The organism is Polynucleobacter sp. UK-FUSCHL-C3 (assembly GCF_040409815.1).
Lineage (GTDB): Bacteria > Pseudomonadota > Gammaproteobacteria > Burkholderiales > Burkholderiaceae > Polynucleobacter.
Genome location: NZ_CP099959.1, coordinates 54,567 through 77,607, shown reverse-complemented (window position 1 = coordinate 77,607; position 23,041 = coordinate 54,567). Strand labels below are relative to the sequence as shown.

The 23,041-nt window shown below is 45.2% G+C and carries 34 protein-coding genes; 7 read left to right on the top strand and 27 right to left on the bottom strand.

Annotated features, from left to right (window positions below; genetic code table 11):
* Positions 1 to 2: 2 nt before the first annotated feature.
* Positions 3 to 2,300 carry a penicillin-binding protein 1A gene (locus NKE59_RS00460; protein WP_353438895.1) on the bottom strand — a complete coding sequence of 766 codons (2,298 nt, stop codon included), beginning with the start codon at positions 2,298 to 2,300 and terminating at the stop codon, positions 3 to 5.
* Positions 2,301 to 2,398: 98 nt separating this feature from the next.
* Here NKE59_RS00460 and NKE59_RS00455 point away from each other — a divergent pair, with 98 nt between their 5' ends.
* From NKE59_RS00455 to aroB, 4 genes are read left to right on the top strand one after another with little or no spacing between them, the layout of a single operon-like run.
* Positions 2,399 to 3,082, top strand: a complete 684-nt coding sequence (locus NKE59_RS00455; protein ID WP_353438894.1) for a hypothetical protein — start codon at positions 2,399 to 2,401, stop codon at positions 3,080 to 3,082.
* A gap of 59 nt (positions 3,083 to 3,141) precedes the next feature.
* Positions 3,142 to 4,194: a type II and III secretion system protein gene (locus tag NKE59_RS00450; RefSeq protein ID WP_353438893.1), complete on the top strand. Its 1,053-nt coding sequence runs from the start codon at positions 3,142 to 3,144 to the stop codon at positions 4,192 to 4,194.
* A gap of 48 nt (positions 4,195 to 4,242) precedes the next feature.
* Positions 4,243 to 4,728: a shikimate kinase gene (locus NKE59_RS00445; RefSeq protein WP_353439868.1), complete on the top strand. Its 486-nt coding sequence runs from the start codon at positions 4,243 to 4,245 to the stop codon at positions 4,726 to 4,728.
* Positions 4,725 to 5,807 (top strand): 3-dehydroquinate synthase, encoded by a 1,083-nt coding sequence (gene aroB / locus NKE59_RS00440; RefSeq protein WP_353438892.1) that lies wholly within the window; start codon positions 4,725 to 4,727, stop codon positions 5,805 to 5,807. Before NKE59_RS00445 ends, aroB begins: the two co-directional genes overlap by 4 nt.
* On the opposite strand, the gene cyaY is transcribed toward aroB, so the two are convergent.
* Positions 5,785 to 6,174 carry an iron donor protein CyaY gene (cyaY, locus tag NKE59_RS00435; RefSeq protein WP_353438891.1) on the bottom strand — a complete coding sequence of 130 codons (390 nt, stop codon included), beginning with the start codon at positions 6,172 to 6,174 and terminating at the stop codon, positions 5,785 to 5,787. The two genes, aroB and cyaY, sit on opposite strands and share 23 nt — an antisense overlap.
* A gap of 232 nt (positions 6,175 to 6,406) precedes the next feature.
* Between cyaY and lysA the strand changes: the two genes are divergently transcribed.
* Positions 6,407 to 7,711, top strand: a complete 1,305-nt coding sequence (gene lysA / locus NKE59_RS00430; RefSeq protein WP_353438890.1) for a diaminopimelate decarboxylase — start codon at positions 6,407 to 6,409, stop codon at positions 7,709 to 7,711.
* Positions 7,712 to 7,722: 11 nt separating this feature from the next.
* Here the strand turns inward: lysA and NKE59_RS00425 are convergent, their stop codons facing one another.
* On the bottom strand, positions 7,723 to 8,316 hold the full coding sequence (locus NKE59_RS00425) for a c-type cytochrome (RefSeq protein ID WP_353439867.1): 594 nt from the start codon (positions 8,314 to 8,316) through the stop codon (positions 7,723 to 7,725).
* Positions 8,317 to 8,520: 204 nt separating this feature from the next.
* On the opposite strand from NKE59_RS00425, the gene yihA reads away from it, so the two are divergent.
* On the top strand, positions 8,521 to 9,159 hold the full coding sequence (yihA, locus tag NKE59_RS00420) for a ribosome biogenesis GTP-binding protein YihA/YsxC (protein ID WP_353438889.1): 639 nt from the start codon (positions 8,521 to 8,523) through the stop codon (positions 9,157 to 9,159).
* Between the two features lie 26 nt (positions 9,160 to 9,185).
* A complete protein-coding gene (gene hemB, locus NKE59_RS00415) occupies positions 9,186 to 10,178 on the top strand; it encodes a porphobilinogen synthase (RefSeq protein WP_353438888.1) in 993 nt (330 codons plus the stop codon).
* 16 nt (positions 10,179 to 10,194) lie between these two features.
* Here the strand turns inward: hemB and dsbD are convergent, their stop codons facing one another.
* The 24 genes from dsbD to rpsC form a co-directional block, all read right to left on the bottom strand.
* Entirely contained in the window at positions 10,195 to 11,877 is a 1,683-nt protein-coding gene (dsbD, locus tag NKE59_RS00410) for a protein-disulfide reductase DsbD (protein ID WP_353438887.1), read from the bottom strand.
* A complete protein-coding gene (cutA, locus tag NKE59_RS00405; RefSeq protein ID WP_353438886.1) occupies positions 11,874 to 12,191 on the bottom strand; it encodes a divalent-cation tolerance protein CutA in 318 nt (105 codons plus the stop codon). The genes dsbD and cutA overlap by 4 nt, the downstream gene beginning before the upstream one ends.
* An 83-nt stretch (positions 12,192 to 12,274) precedes the next feature.
* The gene (gene rplQ, locus NKE59_RS00400; RefSeq protein ID WP_353438885.1) at positions 12,275 to 12,667 is read right to left on the bottom strand and encodes a 50S ribosomal protein L17; all 393 of its coding nucleotides are present in this window, start codon (positions 12,665 to 12,667) and stop codon (positions 12,275 to 12,277) included.
* A gap of 16 nt (positions 12,668 to 12,683) precedes the next feature.
* Positions 12,684 to 13,664 carry a DNA-directed RNA polymerase subunit alpha gene (gene rpoA, locus NKE59_RS00395; protein ID WP_353438884.1) on the bottom strand — a complete coding sequence of 327 codons (981 nt, stop codon included), beginning with the start codon at positions 13,662 to 13,664 and terminating at the stop codon, positions 12,684 to 12,686.
* A gap of 28 nt (positions 13,665 to 13,692) precedes the next feature.
* Entirely contained in the window at positions 13,693 to 14,316 is a 624-nt protein-coding gene (gene rpsD / locus NKE59_RS00390; protein ID WP_353438883.1) for a 30S ribosomal protein S4, read from the bottom strand.
* 124 nt (positions 14,317 to 14,440) lie between these two features.
* The gene (rpsK, locus tag NKE59_RS00385) at positions 14,441 to 14,854 is read right to left on the bottom strand and encodes a 30S ribosomal protein S11 (RefSeq protein WP_353438882.1); all 414 of its coding nucleotides are present in this window, start codon (positions 14,852 to 14,854) and stop codon (positions 14,441 to 14,443) included.
* A gap of 3 nt (positions 14,855 to 14,857) precedes the next feature.
* Positions 14,858 to 15,226: a 30S ribosomal protein S13 gene (gene rpsM / locus NKE59_RS00380; protein WP_353438881.1), complete on the bottom strand. Its 369-nt coding sequence runs from the start codon at positions 15,224 to 15,226 to the stop codon at positions 14,858 to 14,860.
* A 23-nt stretch (positions 15,227 to 15,249) separates the two neighbouring features.
* Positions 15,250 to 15,366: a 50S ribosomal protein L36 gene (gene rpmJ / locus NKE59_RS00375; protein WP_353438880.1), complete on the bottom strand. Its 117-nt coding sequence runs from the start codon at positions 15,364 to 15,366 to the stop codon at positions 15,250 to 15,252.
* Positions 15,367 to 15,384: 18 nt separating this feature from the next.
* Positions 15,385 to 15,603 (bottom strand): translation initiation factor IF-1, encoded by a 219-nt coding sequence (infA, locus tag NKE59_RS00370; protein WP_108507601.1) that lies wholly within the window; start codon positions 15,601 to 15,603, stop codon positions 15,385 to 15,387.
* A 2-nt stretch (positions 15,604 to 15,605) separates the two neighbouring features.
* On the bottom strand, positions 15,606 to 16,949 hold the full coding sequence (gene secY / locus NKE59_RS00365; protein ID WP_353438879.1) for a preprotein translocase subunit SecY: 1,344 nt from the start codon (positions 16,947 to 16,949) through the stop codon (positions 15,606 to 15,608).
* 6 nt (positions 16,950 to 16,955) lie between these two features.
* Positions 16,956 to 17,396: a 50S ribosomal protein L15 gene (gene rplO, locus NKE59_RS00360; RefSeq protein ID WP_353438878.1), complete on the bottom strand. Its 441-nt coding sequence runs from the start codon at positions 17,394 to 17,396 to the stop codon at positions 16,956 to 16,958.
* Positions 17,397 to 17,400: 4 nt separating this feature from the next.
* Positions 17,401 to 17,595: a 50S ribosomal protein L30 gene (gene rpmD, locus NKE59_RS00355; protein WP_353438877.1), complete on the bottom strand. Its 195-nt coding sequence runs from the start codon at positions 17,593 to 17,595 to the stop codon at positions 17,401 to 17,403.
* 20 nt (positions 17,596 to 17,615) lie between these two features.
* Positions 17,616 to 18,134 carry a 30S ribosomal protein S5 gene (gene rpsE / locus NKE59_RS00350; protein ID WP_353438876.1) on the bottom strand — a complete coding sequence of 173 codons (519 nt, stop codon included), beginning with the start codon at positions 18,132 to 18,134 and terminating at the stop codon, positions 17,616 to 17,618.
* A 21-nt stretch (positions 18,135 to 18,155) separates the two neighbouring features.
* The gene (rplR, locus tag NKE59_RS00345; RefSeq protein WP_353438874.1) at positions 18,156 to 18,509 is read right to left on the bottom strand and encodes a 50S ribosomal protein L18; all 354 of its coding nucleotides are present in this window, start codon (positions 18,507 to 18,509) and stop codon (positions 18,156 to 18,158) included.
* Positions 18,510 to 18,531: 22 nt separating this feature from the next.
* Positions 18,532 to 19,065, bottom strand: coding sequence for a 50S ribosomal protein L6 (rplF, locus tag NKE59_RS00340; RefSeq protein WP_353438873.1), 534 nt, complete (start codon positions 19,063 to 19,065; stop codon positions 18,532 to 18,534).
* A 10-nt stretch (positions 19,066 to 19,075) separates the two neighbouring features.
* Positions 19,076 to 19,471 (bottom strand): 30S ribosomal protein S8, encoded by a 396-nt coding sequence (gene rpsH, locus NKE59_RS00335; RefSeq protein ID WP_353438872.1) that lies wholly within the window; start codon positions 19,469 to 19,471, stop codon positions 19,076 to 19,078.
* Positions 19,472 to 19,496: 25 nt separating this feature from the next.
* Positions 19,497 to 19,802, bottom strand: coding sequence for a 30S ribosomal protein S14 (rpsN, locus tag NKE59_RS00330; protein ID WP_353438871.1), 306 nt, complete (start codon positions 19,800 to 19,802; stop codon positions 19,497 to 19,499).
* 9 nt (positions 19,803 to 19,811) lie between these two features.
* Entirely contained in the window at positions 19,812 to 20,354 is a 543-nt protein-coding gene (rplE, locus tag NKE59_RS00325; RefSeq protein WP_353438869.1) for a 50S ribosomal protein L5, read from the bottom strand.
* Positions 20,355 to 20,368: 14 nt separating this feature from the next.
* The gene (gene rplX / locus NKE59_RS00320; protein ID WP_353438867.1) at positions 20,369 to 20,677 is read right to left on the bottom strand and encodes a 50S ribosomal protein L24; all 309 of its coding nucleotides are present in this window, start codon (positions 20,675 to 20,677) and stop codon (positions 20,369 to 20,371) included.
* Between the two features lie 10 nt (positions 20,678 to 20,687).
* Positions 20,688 to 21,056, bottom strand: coding sequence for a 50S ribosomal protein L14 (gene rplN, locus NKE59_RS00315; protein ID WP_108507591.1), 369 nt, complete (start codon positions 21,054 to 21,056; stop codon positions 20,688 to 20,690).
* Positions 21,057 to 21,286: 230 nt separating this feature from the next.
* The gene (rpsQ, locus tag NKE59_RS00310; protein WP_353438866.1) at positions 21,287 to 21,556 is read right to left on the bottom strand and encodes a 30S ribosomal protein S17; all 270 of its coding nucleotides are present in this window, start codon (positions 21,554 to 21,556) and stop codon (positions 21,287 to 21,289) included.
* A gap of 13 nt (positions 21,557 to 21,569) precedes the next feature.
* Positions 21,570 to 21,764: a 50S ribosomal protein L29 gene (rpmC, locus tag NKE59_RS00305; RefSeq protein ID WP_353438865.1), complete on the bottom strand. Its 195-nt coding sequence runs from the start codon at positions 21,762 to 21,764 to the stop codon at positions 21,570 to 21,572.
* A gap of 13 nt (positions 21,765 to 21,777) precedes the next feature.
* On the bottom strand, positions 21,778 to 22,194 hold the full coding sequence (rplP, locus tag NKE59_RS00300; RefSeq protein WP_353438864.1) for a 50S ribosomal protein L16: 417 nt from the start codon (positions 22,192 to 22,194) through the stop codon (positions 21,778 to 21,780).
* A gap of 2 nt (positions 22,195 to 22,196) precedes the next feature.
* Positions 22,197 to 23,039 (bottom strand): 30S ribosomal protein S3, encoded by an 843-nt coding sequence (gene rpsC, locus NKE59_RS00295; protein WP_353438862.1) that lies wholly within the window; start codon positions 23,037 to 23,039, stop codon positions 22,197 to 22,199.
* Positions 23,040 to 23,041 lie beyond the last annotated feature (2 nt).

The following is a 23,041-nucleotide window of genomic DNA, read 5'->3' as shown; positions in this document are numbered from 1 at the left end:
AATTAGTTCAATTGGCGAATGCCGCCTGAGGGTGCGAAATCGGGTATCGCCCAGTCACCATCTAATTCAACGACGCCCGGGGGTGGCGTACGCGGGAGTTCTGGAACCCCTCGAAGGGCAATCGACATAAAGTTAATCCATATTGGTAATGCAAGGCCGCCCCCGGTTTCTCGGTCTCCCAGACTCTTGGGCTTATCAAAACCAATCCATGCCACAGCGGCAACGCGTGGGTTATAACCTGCAAACCAGACATCGTTGGAGTCGTTTGTGGTTCCGGTCTTACCGGCAATGTCATTTCGACCTAAGCGAGGGCGAGCACTTGCTGCGGTTCCGGTCTTGGTAACCTCTTGCAACAAACTATCGACTACAAAAGTGGTACGCGCATCTAAAACTCGATTTGCATTTTTTCCAACCTTGACAGGATCCGCCTGAAATAAGATTTGACCCTTTGAGTCTGTAATCCTATCAATTAAATATGGGTTCACAAAGTACCCACCATTCGCAAATACACTGTATGCATTAACCATTTGTAATGGGGTGGTAGAACCAGCACCTAATGCCATCGTTAAGTATGGCGGATGTTTCTCTGGCTCAAATCCAAAACGTTGAATAAATTCTTGGGCATAAGAAGGCCCAATCCTACGAATAATGCGCACAGAAACTAAATTTTTTGACTTTGCTAACGCGGCACGCAAGCGCATCATCCCATCGTACTTACCATCGTAGTTTTTAGGCTCCCATGCTTGACTACCAGTTTCTGAACCTCCAATGGATATGGGTGCGTCATTGACGAGGGTACTGGGACTAAATCCCTTCTCGATTGCGGCCGCGTAAATAAAGGGCTTAAATGCAGAGCCCGGCTGTCGAAGGGCCTGTGTAACTCGATTAAATTTATTACGCCTAAAGTCAAAGCCTCCTACCAAAGCTAAAATCGCTCCATCGCTTGGATCCATCGCGACAAATGCAGCCTCGACTTGGGGAAGTTGCGCAATTTTCCACATCCCCTCATCTCTTAATAACCGAACAATTGCCCCGGGTCTTATGCGCTGCTTGGGTTGCGCGGTCTCGGAGAGAGAGGCGCGTGCCAACTTAAGCGCATCACCAGATAGGTTAATTTGCTCCCCTGTTGCAATCATGACTTTGAGTTCTTTAGGGCTGGACTCAAGAACAACACCAGATTGCAATTCATCCAGTGCAGGGTAATCAAGTAATGCGGTATCAATTGCTCGCTGGCGCTTTACGATATCAGCAGGCAGCTCAATAAATCCCTCCGGGCCGCGATAGGAATGGCGCAAGTCATAGTCAAATATTCCTTTTCGAAGCGCACTATAAGCTGCATCTTGGTCAGCTTTTAAGACAGTGGTGTAAACGCTGATACCTTGAGAGTAAATAATATCCCCATACTCAGAATACAAAAGTTGCCTAGCCATCTCTGCAACAAAATCAGCACGCGTATCGAACTCATTTCCTAAACCACGCACCCGAATTGTTTCTGCAATCGCCTTGTTGTAATCTGCTGGCGTGATATAGGATAAATCTCGCATCCGTTGCAAAATATATTCTTGACGGATCTTGGCGCGCTTGAAGTTAGACACTGGGTTATAGGCGGAGGGTGCTTTTGGCAAACCAGCCAACATCGCTGCCTCAGCAATAGTGATTTCTCTTAGTTCTTTTCCAAAGTAAATTTGTGAGGCGCTTGCAAATCCATAAGCGCGCTGACCCAAATAAATCTGATTCATATAAATTTCTAGAATCTTATCTTTAGTCAACTGGGATTCAATTTCCCAGGCAAGCAACACCTCATAGAGCTTGCGACTAAATGTTTTCTCATTGCTTAAGAAAAAATTGCGTGCCACTTGCATCGTAATTGTCGATGCGCCTTGTGATAGACGACCACGTAAGTTAGCAAGGCTTGCGCGAAGAACGCCCCAATAATCAACGCCTCCATGACTATAAAAACGATCGTCCTCAATCGCAATAACTGCATACCTTAGGTGTATCGGTATCTGATTTAGGGGTACGACATTGCGTCGCTCTTCACCAAATTCTCCAATTAAAACTTTGTCCGCCGTATAAATTCTCAGGGGCACTTTGGGGTTGTAATCAAGTAATGCAGAAATAGCGGGTAAGTTTGGCTTGGCAATAATGAATGCATACGCCACCAGCATCGTAAAAAGCATCCCCAAAATGACTACCAAGATGAGTAGGGCTTTTATTAAAGGGCTCGAACTCGGCCTTTTGGGAGAATTCAAGCTCGACCCGCTCTGAAGGGGTGGTTTTTTACTTGGTAAATTTGCCATTGTGAAATTATATGGTCCTACCGCAAATCTCAGTCTGACTTACAAATAAATCAGCTTAATCCAATAGGCAAGGCCAAACTTAGGCGCAACAATCACTGATGGCCTATCGAAATATTACCCGCGATGATTTCAATCAAGTTTTGCAAAGTCTTGGTAATGATCCTGCCATCTTGACTGATGAAATAGGCCCCAATCACCTCCGAACTGCCAATACCGCTCCTTGGTATACCAACTTATATAGGAACTGGATGGAATCAAATCCGCTGAAAGAAAAATGGGCCAATCAAGCAGCCCCAACTCCGATCTTGATGATATTTATTATTTTGCTGGTCTTGGCGGGCGGTCTTACCTATATCGCCCTCCAAATACAAGGGCTTGACTCGGGTGAAAATCGCACTAGCGACTTGGCCGCCATTCAGAAGCAATTGGGGCAAATCCAAGATGAGCTCCATGAGCTTGATGAGCGACTCGAAGAGCAGTTTGAATCTGTTTTTATTCAACTTGTCGAGATGCAATCTAAATATCAAAGTTTGGCTAGATCAGCACACATTTCTGCTCCATCAAAACCAGACCCAACCGAAGCTGAATTAAAAAAGTGGCGGCATCTTGGCGTAGGACAAAACAAAAACGGGGCTTATGCATTACTTCATGATGGGCAACAAGCACTCATGCTTAGTAAAAATCAAATCACTAACGGATCATGGCGACTCGCTGAATTTAATTCAGCAGAAGCGATTTTGGTCGGCCCCAATGAAAAACGTATTGTTTTAAGGATTCAATGAGAGGCTCCTGGCTAACTCATTTTCTCGGCTGCTTATTACTTTTAATCAGTGCCGCCTGCTTGGCTAACAATACTCACCGGCAAACCGCTGAAATCAAAGAGCTACTCCCGACCCCAATTAGCATCACCGTCAATGAAATGCTACTGGTTGATTTATTACATATCTTGGCACGTCTTGGGCATACCCATTTTGTTTTAAGCCCCAGCATTCAAGGCAATATTAGCTTGCAGCTAGAGGCTGTTCCTTGGCAAACCGCCCTATCTACAGTCTTAGCAAGCCGAGGCTTGCGCTTTGTTCGTAACGATGGCCTATATTGGATTGGGAGTCATAGCGAGATTAGTAGTTTTCAGAAACAACGTCGTGATGAGTCTGCTTTACCGTTTGGGGGAGAACATCACAGCACCCCACGCCAAGTTTTGATTGAGGCCCGCATTGTTGAGGCCGATCATCGCTTTGCCAGAAACCTAGGTATCAAATTAGGGATGCGTCCACGCTCGTCTTCTTTAGAGCAGGCCCCATTTCAGATGAGCGTCCCACTCAGTGCTGGTGGGCTTGGTGGCTATGAGCCAGCCAGCGCTGCTGCCACCCTTTTAAGTAAGAACGCAAGTCGTTTACTGGATATCGAACTCACTGCCTTAGAGAGCGATGGTCAAGGGAAGATTCTGTCAAACCCACGCATTATGACCGCTGATATGGTCAAAGCAACTATTGAGCAGGGAACTGAGCTGCCCTACCAAACCTCCTCCTCAAGTGGTGGCAATAAAATTCAGTTTCGCAAAGCAAATTTGCGGCTAGAGGTTATTCCAAAAATTCACCATGATGGCAAAGTTTCTTTATTGGTCGCCATTAATAAAGATAGTGTGGGCATGAAGACTGAACAGGGTTATGCAATCGACACTAAAAATCTGAGTTCAGAAGTAACTGTTGAAAATGGCGGCACCGTGATTCTTGGCGGCATCTACCAAACTACTGAACGCGAAGATTTAGTAAAAGTTCCGCTTTTAGGCGACATTCCCTTAATCGGTCATCTCTTTAAACACCAATCCAAGCTTCGCGATAAAACAGAGTTATTGGTCTTTCTTACTCCTACCATTTTGGAAAAACCCGAATAGAATTGAAGGGTGATTCCTGAAAATTCAAATATCTTCCTAATCGGCCTAATGGGTGCCGGCAAATCCACTGTTGGAAGGGTGCTGGCACGGAAACTCAATAGTCGATTTATTGATTCTGACCACGCCCTAGAGGAACGCTGCGGTGTGAAGATTCCAACTATTTTTGAGATGGAAGGCGAGGCCGGTTTTCGTAAGCGTGAAGCGCAAATTATTGAAGAGCTGACTCAAGAAAAAGGTTTAATCCTTGCTACCGGCGGAGGCAGTGTTTTGCTCCCTGAAAACCGTCGTGCCTTGAGCGAACGCGGGACAGTGGTCTACTTACATGCCAACCCTATCGAACTCTGGCATCGCACCAAAGGGGGGGAAGGTCGCCCCTTGTTGCAAAATGGAGATCCAAAGGCCATCTTAGAAAATCTGTATGCTCTTCGCGATCCCCTCTACCGAGAAATTGCTGATCATATTATTGAAACGGGCAAACCCAGCGTTAACCAATTGGTCAATACTCTTTTAATGCAACTTGAACTCGCCTCATGAAAACATTACAAGTCTCTTTAGGAGATCGTAGCTACCCTATTTATATTGGCCCTGGTTTGCTTTGCAAGACAGATCTCTTTAAGCCCCATGTAGCAGGTCAGTCCATTTATGTCGTGAGCAACACCACCGTAGCTCCCCTCTATAGCAAGAAACTTATTCAAACAATTTCAAGAGACGCCAAGTCTGTTCATGAAATTATCCTGCCTGATGGTGAGTCCTATAAAGACTGGGCTACCTTACAGAAAATCTTTGATGTCATGCTTTCTAAGGGGGCCGACCGAAAGAGCGTCATCATTGCCTTAGGTGGTGGTGTGATTGGTGATATGGCTGGCTTTGCAGCTGCTAGTTTTATGCGTGGTATCCGTTTTATTCAGGTACCTACCACCCTCTTGGCCCAAGTAGATTCCTCGGTCGGCGGTAAAACTGGCATCAACCACCCCTTGGGAAAAAATATGATTGGCGCATTTCATCAACCCGTCGCCGTCATCGCTGATCTCGATACCCTCAAGACTCTGCCCCCTAGAGAGTTATCGGCCGGCCTTGCTGAGGTTGTTAAACACGGTGCGATCGCCGATGCTACTTTTTTTGATTGGATTGAGTCGCATACAAAAGAGTTGCTGGGGTGTGATCCCAATGCCATGAGTCATGCTGTAGAACGGTCGTGTGAAATTAAATCTGCTGTTGTGGCAGCCGATGAAAAAGAATCTGGTATCCGCGCAATCCTTAACTATGGACACACATTTGGACATGCCATTGAATCTGGCCTAGGTTATGGGGAGTGGCTACATGGTGAAGCGGTCGGCTGCGGCATGGTGATGGCAGCGGATCTATCAGCTCGCCTGGGTCACATTCCTAGCAGTGATGTAACCCGTATTCAGGAATTAGTGACTGCCCTTGGATTGCCAAATTGCGCACCCAAACTTGGTAATCAGCGCTTCTTTGAGCTAATGCAAATTGATAAAAAATCAGAGGGCGGCGAGATTCGGTATATCACTCTGGAAAAAATTGGGCGGGCCAAAATTGAGATGGCTGATCACGCAATCGTTAGCCAAACTCTTAGCGCGTACCAAGCAAGCTGACCTTAACGTCTTTCCCCGCCTGAGCGCTAACGAAGGATGATAAATCAGCGAGTAACTCATTGCCGGTTTTAGTATCTAACCAAAGCGGCTCCAATGCCGTTCCAGCCCAACGATAATGAAAACCGCCTACCTTAGCGGCGACCCAAATCTCATGAAGAGGGGGCTGGGTATTAACGACGATGACGCTACGATCATGAAAGGCAATATTGATAACATTGCCACCCTGTCTAGCGATATCTAAATCAAGATCCAAAGCCTCATCCGCATGCTCGAGAGAGAGCTCAATTGAGTGCAATAGCTGGGCTGCAATCTGATGAAACTGCTTATCGTCAATTTTTTCAGCTTGGGGTCGATTGGTGTTCTGCATGCTATATTCAAATACCTTTTGCAAAGCTAATGATGATATCGATTGTAGTAAGAATTCCGATACTGGTGCTTTTTATTTCCCTCGGTGCTTGTGGGGTAAGAGGGCCTTTATTTATTCCTAACCCTCCCCCTGTCCCTCCGGCCCCTACCCAAGCAGAGCCTAAAGGAAACCTATATCCACCCAAGGATGTGCCAGCAAAAACAACTGGAAGCGGTAATAAAGTAAATTAACAATGGTGAACGCAATCCCTTCTCTTCTTGGCTTCTCTGAAAAAAATGGGCAATGGTTTGCTGAGGGCATAAGCCTCAGAAAACTAACGCAGGATTTTGGTACCCCACTATATGTTTATAGCAAGGAGGCTATTTGTAGCGCCTACCGCGCCTATGATTCTGCCTGCATTAGGCCCGATGGTACGCGACGAGCTCGTATTCATTACGCCATGAAGGCGAATAGCAATTTAGCAGTCTTAGATGAGCTTAAGCAACTGGGCGCCGGCTTTGATCTGGTCAGTGGTGGAGAGTTGGCGCGCGCCCTTCATATTGGCGCTGACCCAAAAAGTCTTGTTTTTGCAGGTGTTGGTAAATCATCTGCTGAAATTGAGAATGCGCTTCGTGTGGGCGTCAAATGTATTAATGTGGAGTCCATACCGGAGTTACAGCGTATTAATGCAATTGCTAAAACGATGAATTTACGCGCCCCAATTTCATTGCGTGTTAATCCTGATGTAGATGCCAATACACATCCATACATCTCTACTGGACTTAAAGATAATAAGTTTGGGATTGCGTATTACGAGGTTCTCAAAACATATCGAGAGGCTGCCCTTTTGCCTCAAATTGATGTGATCGGCATTGACTGCCATATTGGTTCGCAAATTACGAGCACCTCACCTTATCTCGATGCACTTGATAAAGTTCTTGATCTCATCACACAACTTCAACGCGAAGGAATCAAGATTCATCATCTCGATTTGGGTGGCGGATTGGGCATTGACTATGGCGGTGAGTCACCGCCAAATATTACTGAATTTACCAATACACTTCTTAATCGGGTCGAGGAGCGCGGATTTTGCCATCTAGAAGTCTTGCTCGAGCCTGGGCGTTCTTTAGTTGGTAACGCAGGTATTTTATTGACTCAAGTGGAATACTTAAAAACAGGGGTCGATAAAAACTTTTGCATTGTCAATGCCGCCATGAATGACCTGATGCGACCTACTTTGTATGAGGCTTATCATGCGATTGTTCCGATTCACGTCAGCCAAGCTAAGCCAAATTGCTACGATGTTGTAGGCCCCGTTTGCGAATCTGGCGATTGGCTAGGTAAGGATCGAGTACTCGCGGTCAACGAGGGGGATATCCTTGCGATCTTGTCAGCTGGTGCGTATGGCTTTGTGATGGCCTCTAACTACAACACACGGGGCCGAGCTGCCGAAGTAATGGTAGACGGCAATGAGGCTTATTTAGTGAGGCAGCGCGAAACGCCAGAAAGCTTGTATGAAAATGAGCGCACCATAAATCAAGCGAGCGCGCTCAAGTAAGCAGTAAAAGATTAACGCAGACCTGCCATATAGTCTGATACTGCCTTCATTTCTGCGTCCGATAGCTTGGTTGCAATCGTAGTCATCTGAGCACTATTTTTACGAGTACCCTCTCTAAATGCCACTAACTGCGAAGTAGAGTAATCAGCCCACTGCCCACTCAATCGTGGATATTGCGCAGGAATACCAGCGCCATTGGGGCTATGACAACCAGCACATGCAGGGACGCCTTTTTCAGCGATACCGCCACGATAGATTTTTTGACCAAGTGCAATGCTATCTTTATTTTGAGCAACCCCTAGGGTGGGTTGTTGCTTGTTTAAATATGCCGCCAAGTTCAACATATCTTGTTGGGTTAAAGTTGCCACCATACCCATCATGACGGGATTTGCACGAGAGCCGTCCTTGTAGTTTTTAAGCTGTTTCAAGGTATACGCCGAGTGCTGCGCTGCCAATTTTGGCCAGCTTGCAACCCCACTATTACCATTGGCGCCATGACAGCCAACACAGGCAACCACCCCACGCTTGGGGTCGCCATTGTTATAGAGTGCATCGCCTGCCGCCGTATCTGCCTTCATTGCGGCAGGAGCAGGCGCAGCAGCCATTGCTGGGGTCACTGGTTTAGCCGGCTCTGTTGTTGCATTAACAAGGGGTACAAATAGCGTTGCCAAGACAACTAAAAATGAAGGGAAGTTTAATTTGGAGATTTTGCGACTTTGAAGCATTATGGTTACCTTGCTTACTTTGATATGGGTACTGAAATGATCTTAATTTATTGAGATTTTACAATAACTTCCATACTTTCATTTATGTCTAAACTTCATCAAACCCGCTTCTTTACTACCGTAAATGAACTGCACACCCTGCCCCAGGGCGATATTCCGGAAATCGCCTTTGCTGGCCGCTCAAATGCCGGAAAATCTAGTGCAATCAATGTGTTATGCAATCAGAAGCGGCTTGCTTTTGCCAGCAAAACTCCCGGGCGGACCCAACATATCAACTATTTTGGGGTTTATGCCAAAGAAACGCTATTGGCCTATTTGGTGGACTTACCTGGATATGGCTATGCTGCCGTCGGAGAGAGCACCCGATCCCATTGGAACGATATTCTCAGTAACTACCTCCAGAACCGTAAATCGCTTGTAGGTTTAGTTTTGATTGTGGATGCGCGTCGCGGCCTAACTGAACTTGATGAGCAAATGATTCGGTGGTTTGGTGTTACCCAAAAACCGATTCATATCCTACTTAGTAAGTCTGATAAACAAACCTATTCCGAAAACCGTGACCTCCTGCATAGTATTAATGAACAGGTAAAGCAATTTGCGCCAGCACAAATTAGTGCCCAACTATTTTCTAGTACAAAACGGGTTGGCCTTGAAGAAAGCGATACACTTATTCAAGAATGGCTTTTTAAAGAAGTCTTTCTTAGTGAAAATACTCCTAACTAGTTTGATTCTTTTTAACAAATACAACCATGTCTCAATACCCTGCCTATAGACCGCGTCGGATGCGTCGTGACGATTGGTCCCGTCGCTTAATTCAAGAAAATCGTCTCAGTCCAGATGACCTTATCTATCCAGTCTTTCTGCTGCCTGGTAAGAACCAAACACAGACTGTTACCTCAATGCCTGGGATTGAACGAATGTCACTCGATCGTTTATTTTCAGTTGCCGAGGAGTGTGTCGCTCTAGGTGTCCCGGTCATGGCTTTATTTCCTGTGATTGAGGCCTCACTCAAAACGATTGATGGTGTTGAAGCGTTTAATCCTAATGGCTTAGTGCCCAATGCAGTTACTGAACTAAAAAAACGTTTTCCCAATCTTGGCATCATGACCGATGTTGCCTTAGACCCCTACACTAGCCATGGGCAAGATGGAATTTTGGATCAAAATAACTGCATACTCAATGATGAAACTGTTGCTGTTTTAGTAAAACAGGCTCTATGTCATGCTCACGCCGGCGTCGATATTGTTGCGCCCTCCGACATGATGGACGGACGTATTGGACAAATCCGAGCCGCTCTTGAAAATAATCAATTCATTCATACGCGCATCATGGCCTACTCCGCAAAATATGCGTCTTCTTTCTATGGCCCATTTCGGGATGCTGTCGGCTCTGCCACAAATTTAGGTAAGGCGGATAAAAAAAATTATCAAATGGATCCGGCTAATAGCGATGAGGCTATTCGTGAAGTCGGCCTTGATATTAGCGAGGGCGCTGACATGGTCATGATTAAACCTGGCATGCCTTATTTGGATATCGTCCATCGCATTAAAGATGCATTTGGCTACCCCACCTATGTGTACCAAGTGAGCGGTGAATATGCGATGCTAAAAGCTGCTGCCAATAATGGTTGGTTAGATCATGATGCGGTCATGATGGAATCTCTGATTGCATTTAAGCGTGCTGGTTCAGATGGTATCCTCAGTTATTTTGCTCTCGAAGCAAGCCGCCTGCTAAAAAAATAATCGACAACTCTTCGAACTATTTCGTATTGAGATCTTGCAAACGTTGACTAAAACGTGTTGGCGGCATAAATCCGACAATGCGTAATGCTTTCTGCTCTTCACCAAAGCTATTAAACAATAAGATTGCGGGCGGCCCAAAAAGACCATATTGCTTTAAGAGGGCCTGGCTAGATGGATTATTCAACGTGACATCAGCTTGAACTAATACAAAACGACCCATCTCTTTTGCAATCTCAGGGTTTGCAAAGGTAATTGCTTCCATTTCCTTACAACTGATGCACCAATCGGCATAGAAATCTAACAAGACTGGCTTTTTATTCTCTTGTGCTTTTTGTAGGATGATTTGTAGTTCTTCGGGGGACCGCACTACCTGGAAGACTAGATTTGGAGAAATTCGTTTTTCTGAGCGATTGATGTTTTGCATGCTACTTTCCCCACTGAGCATAGAGAATGCTGGCCATACAATCCAAATTGCCAAGAACACAAGCATCACCCCAAGTGCGCGCTGCAACCAAATCATCCAAGCACCGGCACTCGGAACCACACTTCTTGCTCCTAAGGCAATCAGCAATAAGGGTAAGCCCATGCCCAGCGCCATCACAAATAACAATGCCCCCCCTAACACCATGGAACCCGTTTGTGCCACAAAACCCAAAACGCTTGCGAGGGGTGCGGTGATACAAGGGCTTGCTACCAAGGTTGAAATCGCGCCAAGTACAAAAGCCCCAAAGAGACTTCCGCCCTGCTGCCTGCATGCTATTTGATCCACTTTATCTTGCCAAACTTGTGGCATTTTTAGTTCGTAGAACCCAAATAAAGTCCCTGCCAAAAATAGCAAAAGCCCAGAAAAAAGGATTAAAGCAATCGGGCTTTGTAGAACACGCTGCACTCCACTTCCCAAGGCTGCAGTTAATATACCCGCTAAGGCATACAGCAAAGCCATCCCGAGGATATAAGACAAGGCTAAATATGCTGAACGAACTTTGCTAATTGGCACATCACTTTGTTTACCCAAGACAATGCTGCTTAAGATAGGTAACATGGGTAATACACATGGAGTAAATGCTAATGCTAGTCCTAGAATAAAGAAGCCCACTAACAAATATCCTAAGTTGGCATTTTCTAGATATGACTTAATTGAACCAACATCATCTCGTCCACTCCAGAGCTCAATCAAACTTAATCCCTGAATATTGGCACCCTCTTTGCTAGGCTTTGCCTCAGCCTCTGGTATTGGCGCCACCTTCACTCCAGGGGCGGCGATAAAATATTGATAGGTCATCGGTGGATAACAAATACCGCCATCAGCACAGCCTTGTAAATCTAGTTCTAAACGAATACCCTGGTCTGCCTTTTGTGTAAAAGGAATGATGACCTGAAAGGGCTTTGGATAAATCTCCATCTTTTTGCCAAAGGTCTCATCAAACTTTTCAACACCGCGCGGTAGCTGTATATTTTTTGTATTTATTTTTTGATTATTGATAAAAAGTCTGTATTGAAGCGACTCTTGATAGATGTAATAGCCTTTTGCTGGACGGTAATCAATTAACAACTCATTGGCGTCGGCTACCCATGTTGCCTCTACTACAAATGCTTGTTCCGGCGGCAAAAACTCTTTAGCTGAAAGAGTGCCGATCAAAAACCCAATGCCAATGATCGGAATACAAATACTCAGAAAAATTCTTTTGATTACGCTCACTTAAGCTCCTTAGACACCCAAGCACCATACGCTTCTGAGTACTGGCTTGGACTTAAGGCAATTATCTCTGGAAGATCGTATGGGTGGTGCTCCACAATGTAACTTTCCAATGCTGGCCAACTTGTCTCGTTTGTCTTGGCGCTTAAAAGAACTTCAGTTTCTTCACAGATTTGATCGTCCCAGCGATAAATCGAATGCACGCCCTCCTGGATTTGTATGCAAGCCGCTAAGCCATGATCAAGCAAGCTACGGCCTAATGTCTTGGCCTCTTGAATATTTGGGAGGGTTGTGATCACGATCAAAATAGAATTCATATTGATTTGATTGCTTGAGCTAATTCTTAGATCCAATAAAAAAAGCCAGGCAAAAGCCTGGCTTTACTATACCCGAAGCACGCTTATGCTGCTGTCTCTTGGGTAGTCTCTTCGACTGCTGGGCGATCAACTAATTCAACTAAAGCCATTGGAGCATTATCGCCATGACGGAATCCAAACTTCAAGATGCGCAAATAACCGCCTGGGCGAGTTGCGTACCTTGGGCCTAATTCTGAAAATAATTTAGCCACCATCTCACGATCGCGTAAACGATTAAATGCAAGGCGGCGATTAGCCAAATTATCTTTCTTACCCAAAGTGATCAAAGGCTCAACCACCATCCGCAGCTCTTTTGCTTTTGGCAGGGTTGTTTTAATCACTTCATGCTCGATTAAAGAGTTTGACATATTGCGCAACATCGCCAAACGATGCGATGAAGTGCGGTTTAATTTGCGTAAGCCATTACCATGACGCATGATGCTTCCTTTCTAATTATTGCCCAATCGTAGCTGGAGGCCAGCTATCGAGTTTCATACCAAGGCTCAAGCCACGGGCTGCTAATACATCTTTAATCTCATTAAGAGACTTACGACCTAAGTTAGGCGTCTTCAATAGCTCATTTTCAGTACGCTGGATTAAATCACCGATGTAATAAATGTTTTCTGCTTTTAAGCAATTGGCAGAACGAACCGTTAACTCGAGATCATCAACGGGTCTCATCAACAGAGGATCAACCATCGCGGAGCGGCTTGGCGCTAAGTCGCCAGCAACTTGACTGCTCTCCAGGGCGGCAAACACAACTAACTGATCTACCAGAATACTAGCTGCTTGACGAATTGACTCCTCTGGAGAGATAACTCCATTGGTTTCAATGGTCATAACCAAACGATCTAAGTCAGTGCGCTGCTCTACACGAGCAGACTCAACAGCATAGCTAACACGATTCACAGGGCTAAAGGATGCATCCAACACAATGCGGCCAATTAACTTTGTTGCCTCGTCTTGATATTGACGCATATTGCCAGGTACATAACCGCGGCCCTTTTCAACCTTAATCTGCATATCTAACTTACCACCCGCAGAGAGGTGAGCAATCACATGCTCAGGATTAATGATTTCTACATCATGAGGCAAATCAATATCCTTGGCACAAACAACGCCAGGACCTTCTTTACGAAGATTGATCGTTACCTCATCGCGTGATTGGAGCTTAAATACAACGCCCTTGAAATTTAATAAAAGATTAACAACATCTTCTTGCACGCCATCCAAAGTGGAATACTCATGGACAACGCCCCCGATTGCCACTTCGGTTGGTGCAAAGCCAACCATTGACGACAACAATACGCGGCGCAATGCATTACCTAGAGTATGGCCGTAACCGCGCTCAAAGGGCTCCATAACAACTTTAGCCTGATTAGCAGCAAGTGCTTCAACAGAAATGATTTTTGGTTTAAGCAAATTTGTTTGCATAGATATCTTTTCCTTAAGAGGTGCTGTATTAGCGTGAATACAATTCGACGATCAAACTTTCATTAATATCGCCGCTAATTTCATCGCGATCTGGAACTTGTTTAAAAGTACCTTCTAGTTTTGCAGCATCAACACTTACCCAATTAATAGCGCCTACTTGCTGTGCAAGGTTTAGAGACTCTTGAATACGAGTCTGTTTTTTAGCCTTCTCACGAATAGCAATCACATCACCTGCACGCACTTGCATAGAGGGGATATTGACGACGCTACCATTCACAGTAATTGCTGCGTGCGAAACAAGTTGGCGCGCTTCGGCTCGCGTAGAGCCAAAACCCATCCGATAAACGACGTTATCAAGACGTGATTCGAGCAATTGCAACAAGGTTTCACCTGTGTTTCCTTTACGACGCTCTGCCTCTGCAAAATAGCGGCGGAACTGACGTTCTAGAACACCATAAATACGCTTTACCTTTTGCTTTTCACGCAATTGGTTACCAAAGTCGGATGTACGTGAACCTGAAGTGCGTCCATGTTGACCTGGTTTGCTATCTAATTTGCACTTATCAGATAAAGCACGACGTGCGCTCTTTAAAAATAAGTCAGTACCTTCCCGACGGGATAATTTAGCCTTAGGGCCTAAGTAACGTGCCACGATTCCTTCCTTTCTATGCCGCAGTTTTTCAACTGTGGTGAGTTCGCTTCAACTTCAAACGAACGGTGGGCTTATTAATCAAAGACTGAAAATCAGTCGCTTCTTTACAACTAAAAACGTTTTATCAAATACGACGGCGCTTTGGCGGGCGGCAACCATTATGGGGAACCGGTGTTACGTCCTGGATCTCCACAATTTTGATACCCAATGAATTCAAGGCGCGGACAGCTGATTCACGTCCAGGGCCAGGGCCTTTAATTTGTACTTCTAAATTTTTAATTCCACATTCAATCGCAGCCTTACCAGCGACTTCGGCGGCAACCTGAGCGGCAAAGGGAGTAGATTTACGCGAACCTTTAAACCCTTGACCCCCTGAAGTCGCCCACGATAGAGCATTTCCTTGGCGGTCAGTAATGGTCACGATAGTGTTATTGAACGATGCATGAACGTGAGCGATACCATCGGCCACATTCTTTTTAACCTTCTTGCGTGCGCGTTGTGCGCTAGCGTTAGCCGTTGTTTGTTGTGCTTTTGCCATTTTTTATCCCTTCTTCAATGCAACGCCGGCCTTGCGTGGGCCTTTACGAGTACGCGCATTTGTTTTAGTACGTTGACCACGAACAGGTAAACCCTTGCGATGACGAATACCGCGGTAGCAGGCCAAATCCATCAAACGCTTGATGTTCATGGTCACTTCGCGACGTAAATCACCCTCAGTGGTGCGTTTTCCAACCTCATCACGCAATTTCTCTAACTCTGCATCGGTTAGATCTTTTACTTTTTTATCAATAGCAACACCTGCGCTATCGCAGATCTTCAATGCTTGCGTTTTGCCAATACCAAAAATCGCTGTTAAGCCGATTACAGTATGTTGATGATTTGGGATGTTTACCCCAGCGATACGTGCCATATAAATTCCTCTACTTAACCGAATTAACCTTGACGCTGCTTATGACGTGGATCAGACGAGCAGATCACACGCACTACGCGCTTACGTTTAATAATCTTGCAATTTCTGCAAATTGCTTTAACGGATGCCAATACTTTCATGATTCACCTCTTTAATAATTACTTTGCACGGAAGATAATTCTTGCGCGCGTTAAATCGTATGGGGTCATCTCCACGGTTACCTTATCGCCTGGCAGGATGCGTATGTAATGCATACGCATCTTCCCAGAAATATGACCTAAAACTACATGCCCATTCTCTAACTTCACCCTAAACATGGCATTGGGTAAGTTTTCGACAATCTCACCCGCCATCTGAATAACATCATCTTTAGGCATAGTTAAAGTGTGGGCCCCATCTTAAAGTTAGCTTTCTTCATCAGAGAGCCGTACTGTTGTTGCATCACAAACGATTGCACTTGGGCCATAAAGTCCATTGCAACTACCACAATAATTAATAATGATGTTCCGCCAAAATAGAAAGGTACGTTGTATTTGAGCACTAAGAACTCTGGCAATAAGCACACTAAAACCATGTAAATAGCACCTGCTAACGTGAGACGTACCAAAATTTTGTCAATATATCGTGCGGTTTGATCACCGGGACGAATGCCTGGGACAAAAGCGCCACTCTTTTTGAGATTGTCTGCAGTATCGCGGCTATTAAAAACCAAAGCTGTATAAAAAAAGCAGAAGAAAATAATTGCCGCTGCATACAAAATAATATACACAGGCTGTCCTGGTGCCAAAGTGGCTGCTAAGTCTTTCACAACTCGACTAACCATATTGGTAGGTTCACCAGCAGTAAACCAACCTGCTATGGTGGCTGGGAACAAAATAATTGAGGATGCAAAAATGGGGGGGATAACACCGGCCATATTTAACTTCAATGGTAGATGGGAAGACTGTCCACCGTAAATCTTATTACCTACTTGGCGCTTGGCATAGTTGACTAAAATACGGCGCTGACCACGCTCAACAAAAACTACAAAGTAAGTTACAGCAATCACAATTAAAACAATCAAAATTGCCGAGAGGATATTCATGGAGCCGGTGCGAACCAGTTCTAATAAACTTGCCAATGCACTGGGTAAGCCAGAAACAATTCCACCAAAAATAATAATGGAAATGCCGTTACCCAAACCTCGTTCTGTAATCTGCTCACCGAGCCACATTAAAAACATGGTGCCAGTTACTAGGGTAACAACAGTATTAAATTGGAAGATTGCCCCGGGATTTACAACGAGACCTGGCTGTGACTCAAGAGCTATGGAAATACCAATTGCCTGAAAGGTTGCTAAAAATACGGTTGCATAGCGCGTGTACTGAGTAATCTTACGCTGCCCTGCTTGCCCCTCTTTTTTCATTGCCTCTAACGATGGGAGAACAATCGTCATTAATTGCATGATGATCGAGGCAGAAATATAAGGCATGATGCCAAGAGCAAAAACGGTAAAGCGCGATAAGGCACCGCCCGAGAACAAATTAAACATTCCCAAGATGCCATCTTTTTGCTCTGTAAATAACTTGGCTAATTGGTCTGGATCAATGCCTGGTACAGGAATGTGTGCGCCAATTCGAAAAACAACCAAAGCCAAGACCAAGAAAATTAGACGGCGACGTAAGTCACCGAACTTATTTCCAGAGGGTGTCAGGCTAGAGACGTTAGAAGAACCGAGGGCCATAAATCCTTAAACTTGCTCGAGAACCTTGCCGCCAGCTGCTTCAATGGCAGCCCTTGCGCCAGCACTTGCAGTGAGCCCCTTGAGGGTAACTGCTCGTTTAATTTCACCTGTCTTAATGACTTTCACAGCATTAATCTGCTCACCAGCAAGGCCATGCTGTTTTAACGCAGGCAGATCAACCTCTGCTAGGCCAATTCGCTCAAGATCTGCCAAAGTGATTTGGCCAACATGACGACGTGTCAATGAAATAAAGCCGCGTTTTGGAAGGCGACGATACATTGGCATCTGTCCACCCTCAAATCCAACTTTATGAAATCCGCCAGAACGTGACTTTTGTCCCTTGTGTCCACGACCAGCAGTTTTACCAAGGCCAGAACCAATGCCACGGCCAACACGACGGCGTGGGCGCTTTGAACCAGCGGCAGGTTTAATAGTATTTAATTGCATCGATTTACCCAATCACTTTCACAAGGTAAGAGACTTTATTAATCATTCCCCGAACTGCAGGGCTGTCCTGCAACTCAGAAACGGAGTTAAGACGACCAAGCCCTAATCCACGAACAGTTGCACGATGACTCTCACGAGTACCGATTAAGCTGCGAACTAGTTGAACCTTGACCTTTGAATTCGATTGCGTATTTGCCATGATTTACTTTCTATTACTCATTAGCCCAAGATTTCTTCAACTGACTTGCCGCGCTTAGCAGCAATCTCTGCTGGCGTACTCATCTTGCTAAGACCATCTAGGGTTGCGCGAACCATGTTGTAGGGATTAGTAGAGCCAATCGATTTAGCAACCACATTGGTTACGCCCATCACATCAAAAATGGCACGCATCGGACCACCGGCGATAACACCTGTACCCTCTTTTGCTGGAGAGATCAAAACACGAGATGCGCCATGCTGACCAATTACAGTGTGTTGCAAAGTACCTTTGCGAAGCGAGACCTTAATCATTTTGCGACGAGCCTCATCCATTGCTTTTTGCACAGCCACAGGCACTTCTTTTGATTTGCCCTTACCCATGCCAATACGTCCATCGCCATCGCCAACAACCGTTAAAGCTGCGAAGCCGAGAATACGGCCACCCTTAACAACCTTAGTGACACGATTAACTGCAATCATCTTCTCGCGAAGACCATCATCGCGCTCTTCTGACTGTATTTTGGTTTGCATTTTTGCCATAATTTTTCCTAAACCGTTTTCTTAGAACTTCAAGCCGGCTTCACGCGCGGCCTCAGCAAGAGCTTTAATACGACCGTGATAACGATGGCCAGCACGATCGAAAGCAACACTTTCAATCCCGGCTTTCTTCGCACGCTCAGCAATTAACTTGCCAACTTTTTGTGCTGCATCGCTATTGCCGCCATTCTTTACAGAAGTGCGCAGATCTTTTTCCATGGTTGACGCTGCCGCTATCACTTTATTTCCACACGGGCTATAAACCTGTGCAGAAATATGGCAATTGCTACGAATCACGGTTAGGCGATGAGCCAATAACTCAGCAATCTTGATGCGAGTCTGGCGAGCGCGTCTTTGTCTTGTTTCGTTTTTATTCATATCGAATCTCGGCTTTACTTAATTACTTCTTCTTGGTTTCTTTAAGGTGAACCACTTCATCCACATAACGCACGCCTTTGCCCTTGTATGGCTCTGGTGAACGATATGCTCGTACTTCAGCGGCAACCTGGCCAACTTGTTGCTTATTGGCGCCCTTAATAATGATTTCGGTTTGCGATGGGGTTTCTGCCTTTACTCCAGCTGGTAAGGCATGATTAATTTCATGTGAGAACCCTAATTGCAATTTCAAGGTATTGCCTTGAGCTTGAGCGCGATAACCTACGCCCACTAAACTTAATTTACGCTCAAATCCCTTGGTTACACCAACAACCATGTTATTAACTAGGGCGCGTGTTGTTCCAGAAAGAGCATCGGATTCTGGTGTGGTCTCTTTAATAGCAACCGTAATCACACCGTCTTTATGTTCAAGACCAATGCTGGGATGAAGGTTGTGAGTCAAAGTACCTAATGGCCCTTTGACAGTTAATAGTGCATTCACAATACTAATCTCAGCACCTTTTGGGACAGCAATGGGAGACTTACCAACTCGTGACATTGTTCTCTCCTTAGGCCACGTAGCAGATAACTTCGCCGCCAACGCCAGAAGCGCGTGCTTTACGATCGGTCATCAAACCTTGTGGTGTAGAAATAATTGCAACGCCCAAGCCATTCATCACTTCTGGAATGTCATGACGTCCCTTGTATATGCGTAAGCTAGGTGTTGAAACCCGCTCAATACGCTCAATCACAGGGCGGCCAGCGTAGTATTTAAGATCAATCTTTAATACTGGTTTGGCTGCTTCACCGGTAATTTCAAAACCATCGATATAGCCTTCTTCTTTCAAGACTTTGGCGATGGCTACTTTTAATTTGGATGACGGCATATTAACCAAGGTCTTCTGCACCGCTTGCGCGTTGCGAATTCTGGTCAACATGTCGGCGATTGGATCGCTAATACTCATGGATTCTCCTAAATACTTTCGCCGCTTACCAGCTGGCCTTGGTTAAACCGGGGATCTCGCCACGGAAGGCGATCTCACGAATCTTGCCGCGCGCTAAACCAAATTTGCGGAAGGTGCCACGTGGACGGCCAGTTAAAGAACAACGATTACGTTGACGAATTGGGCTGGCATTGCGAGGAAGTGCTTGTAACTTCAAGCGAGCTTCATAGCGCTCTTCATCACTTCTTGAGCTATCGTCGATCACTGCTTTGAGTTCAGCGCGCTTAGCAGCGTACTTTGCAACCAATTTAGCGCGCTTCTTTTCGCGCTCAATTAAAGATAGTTTTGCCACGTTAGCCTCTTAATTGCGGAATGGAAATTTAAACGCCGCCAGCAATGCTTTTGCTTCTTCATCTGACTTTGCGGTTGTCGTAATACTGATATTGAGTCCGCGTAATGCATCAATCTTGTCGTACTCAATCTCAGGGAAAATAATTTGTTCTTTAACGCCAATGTTGTAATTACCGCGACCATCAAATGCTTTACCGGAAATACCGCGGAAGTCACGAACACGTGGCAAAGAAACTGTAATAAAGCGATCAAGGAACTCATACATGCGTGTTCCGCGCAATGTCACCATTGTGCCAATAGGATAGCCTTGACGGATCTTAAATCCTGCAATCGCTTTGCGCGCCTTCGTTACAACAGGCTTCTGTCCTGCAACCTTAGTTAAATCCCCTACAGCGTGCTCAATGACTTTTTTATCATTGACGGCCTCACCCAAACCCATATTGAGTGTAATTTTGGTAATACGGGGAACTTCCATCACAGATTTATAGCCAAACTGCTTCATTAAGTTGGCAACAACTGTATTTTTGTAATGCTCTTGTAAACGAGTGCTCATAATATCTCCGAACCTTAAGCGCTAAGGGTGGCGCCAGTGGTTTTTAAAAAACGCACCTTTTTGCCATCTACCAACTTGATGCCTACACGCGATGGCTTGCCATTAGCATCGACCAAAGCAATGTTGGATGCATGGATCGGCATAGTTTTATCAACCGTACCACCAGTAGTTCCCTCATTGGGGTTTGGTTTTACATTCTTTTTATAGATGTTGACACCTTCCACCACAAACTTGTTTTCCAATATTCCAGTGATGGTGCCTTTTTTACCTTTGTCACGTCCGGTGAGGACAATAACGGAATCGCCTTTACGAATCTTTTTCATAGTTGCCTCTTTAAATAACTTCGGGCGCGAGAGAAACAATCTTCATGAAACGCTCAGTACGCAACTCGCGAGTAACGGGCCCAAAAATACGGGTACCGATTGGCTCGAGTTTTGCATTTAGCAACACCGCAGCGTTTTCATCAAATTTGATTAAGGAGCCATCTGGACGACGAACACCTTTGGCAGTTCGAACAACAACCGCGTTATAAATATCACCTTTTTTTACACGACCACGCGGAGCGGCAGCTTTAACGCTTACCTTAATAACATCACCAATATTGGCATAGCGACGCTTTGAGCCGCCCAATACTTTGATGCACAATACTTCGCTGGCGCCTGTGTTATCGGCGACCTGCAACCTGCTTTCAGTCTGAATCATTTTGTCTAATCCCCAACTTGCACGCTTTATGCGCCAGTCTTGGTTCCGTCTAAGAGTCCTTAACGTTACCGCAAAGGACTCGGATTTAATAAAAATTGCTTATAAATCAAATACTTAATTAACTTAATGCGATTGACTAAATCATTATTTTGATTGAGGCAAACTGCAGAAAGCCTATGATTCTACTACAAAAATCGTGGTTTTAACAAGCCTCTGATAAAACCGAGCTACTAAATACCTTTGGAAGCCTCTACTAGGCGAGTAACTACCCAAGCCTTGGTTTTAGCAATTGGCTTACCTTCCGTTATTTCCACGGTGTCGCCCATCTTGTACTGATTGCTTTCATCATGAGCATGGTATTTTTTGGACTTACCCACATACTTACCAATCACTGGATGCTTTACTTGACGCTCAATCTGAACAGTGACCGTCTTTTGCATTTTGTCACTTACCACACGACCAATGAGTGTGCGGCGAAGAGGTTTGGAGATTTCTGTCATATCTCTTTCCTATTTATTTCTGTGCAGTCTTTTGGGTGATAAAGGTTTTGACGCGAGCAATATCACGTTTTACCTGGCCCAATTGACTAGTGTTTTGAAGTTGCTGAGTAGCTTTTTGCATACGCAATTTAAAACGCGTCTTCAAGAGTTCTGATAACTCTTGATTAAGCCCACCCAAATCTTTAGCCTGCAATTCTTTTGTTTTCATTTTTGATTCCTAATTAAGCGCCAATTTGACGAATCACAAAGGTTGTTTGGATCGGCAATTTAGAGGCAGCTAAGCGGAAAGCCTCGCGTGCTAAAGCTTCATCAACGCCATCCATTTCATAAAGAACCTTGCCCGGCTGAATTTCAGCAACGTAGTACTCGGGATTACCTTTACCGTTACCCATACGTACTTCTGCGGGTTTTTGCGAGATTGGCTTATCTGGGAATATCCGAATCCAAATACGGCCGCCACGTTTAATGTGACGGGTCATTGCGCGACGCGCAGATTCAATTTGGCGGGCAGTGAGACGACCGCGACCTACTGCTTTAAGACCAAAATCACCAAAAGACACAGAGCTACCACGAGTGGCTACTCCAGTATTACGGCCTTTTTGTTCTTTACGATATTTACGACGCTTTGGTTGCAGCATGCTTACTCTCCTGCCTTTTTCGTTTCTGCACTAGCAGCAACTTTACGAACCCGCTTTACTGCGGGCTTCACTGCTGGTTTATCTTCTGGTGCTTTTGCTACAGTATCTGCACTAGCGGCACGACGAACTGTCTTCGCTGGTGCACGACGTGGCTTCTTATCATCAGGAGCGGGGGCTTCGGTTGCAGAGTTTTGCGCTATCTGTACGTCCGCGCCACGACCCAAGGTATCACCTTTATAAACCCAAACCTTCACACCAATAATGCCGTATGTTGTCTCGGCCTCTGATGTGGCGTAATCAATATCAGCCTTCAAAGTGTGCAGAGGTACACGACCCTCGCGGTACCATTCACGACGTGCAATTTCAGCGCCATTCAAGCGACCGGAGGACATAATCTTAATGCCTTGAGCACCCAAACGCATTGCACTTTGCATCGCACGCTTCATTGCGCGACGGAACATAATGCGTTTTTCTAGCTGCTGTGTAATTGAATCTGCAATCAACTGTGCATCCACTTCTGGCTTGCGAATTTCTTCAATGTTGACATGCACCGGAACGCCCATTCGCTTCTGTAATTCTTTCCGAAGAACTTCGATATCCTCACCCTTTTTACCAATTACCACGCCAGGGCGGGAACTAAAAATAGTAATACGGGCATTTTTTGCTGGACGCTCAATCAGAACCTTGCTTACAGAAGCATTTTTTAATTTCTTCTTGAGATAATTTCGTACCTCAACATCCTCTTTGAGCATGTTAGCGAAATCAGTATTATTTGCGTACCAACGTGAGGTCCAGTTACGGCTTACCGATAAGCGAAAACCGTTTGGATTAATTTTTTGGCCCATGT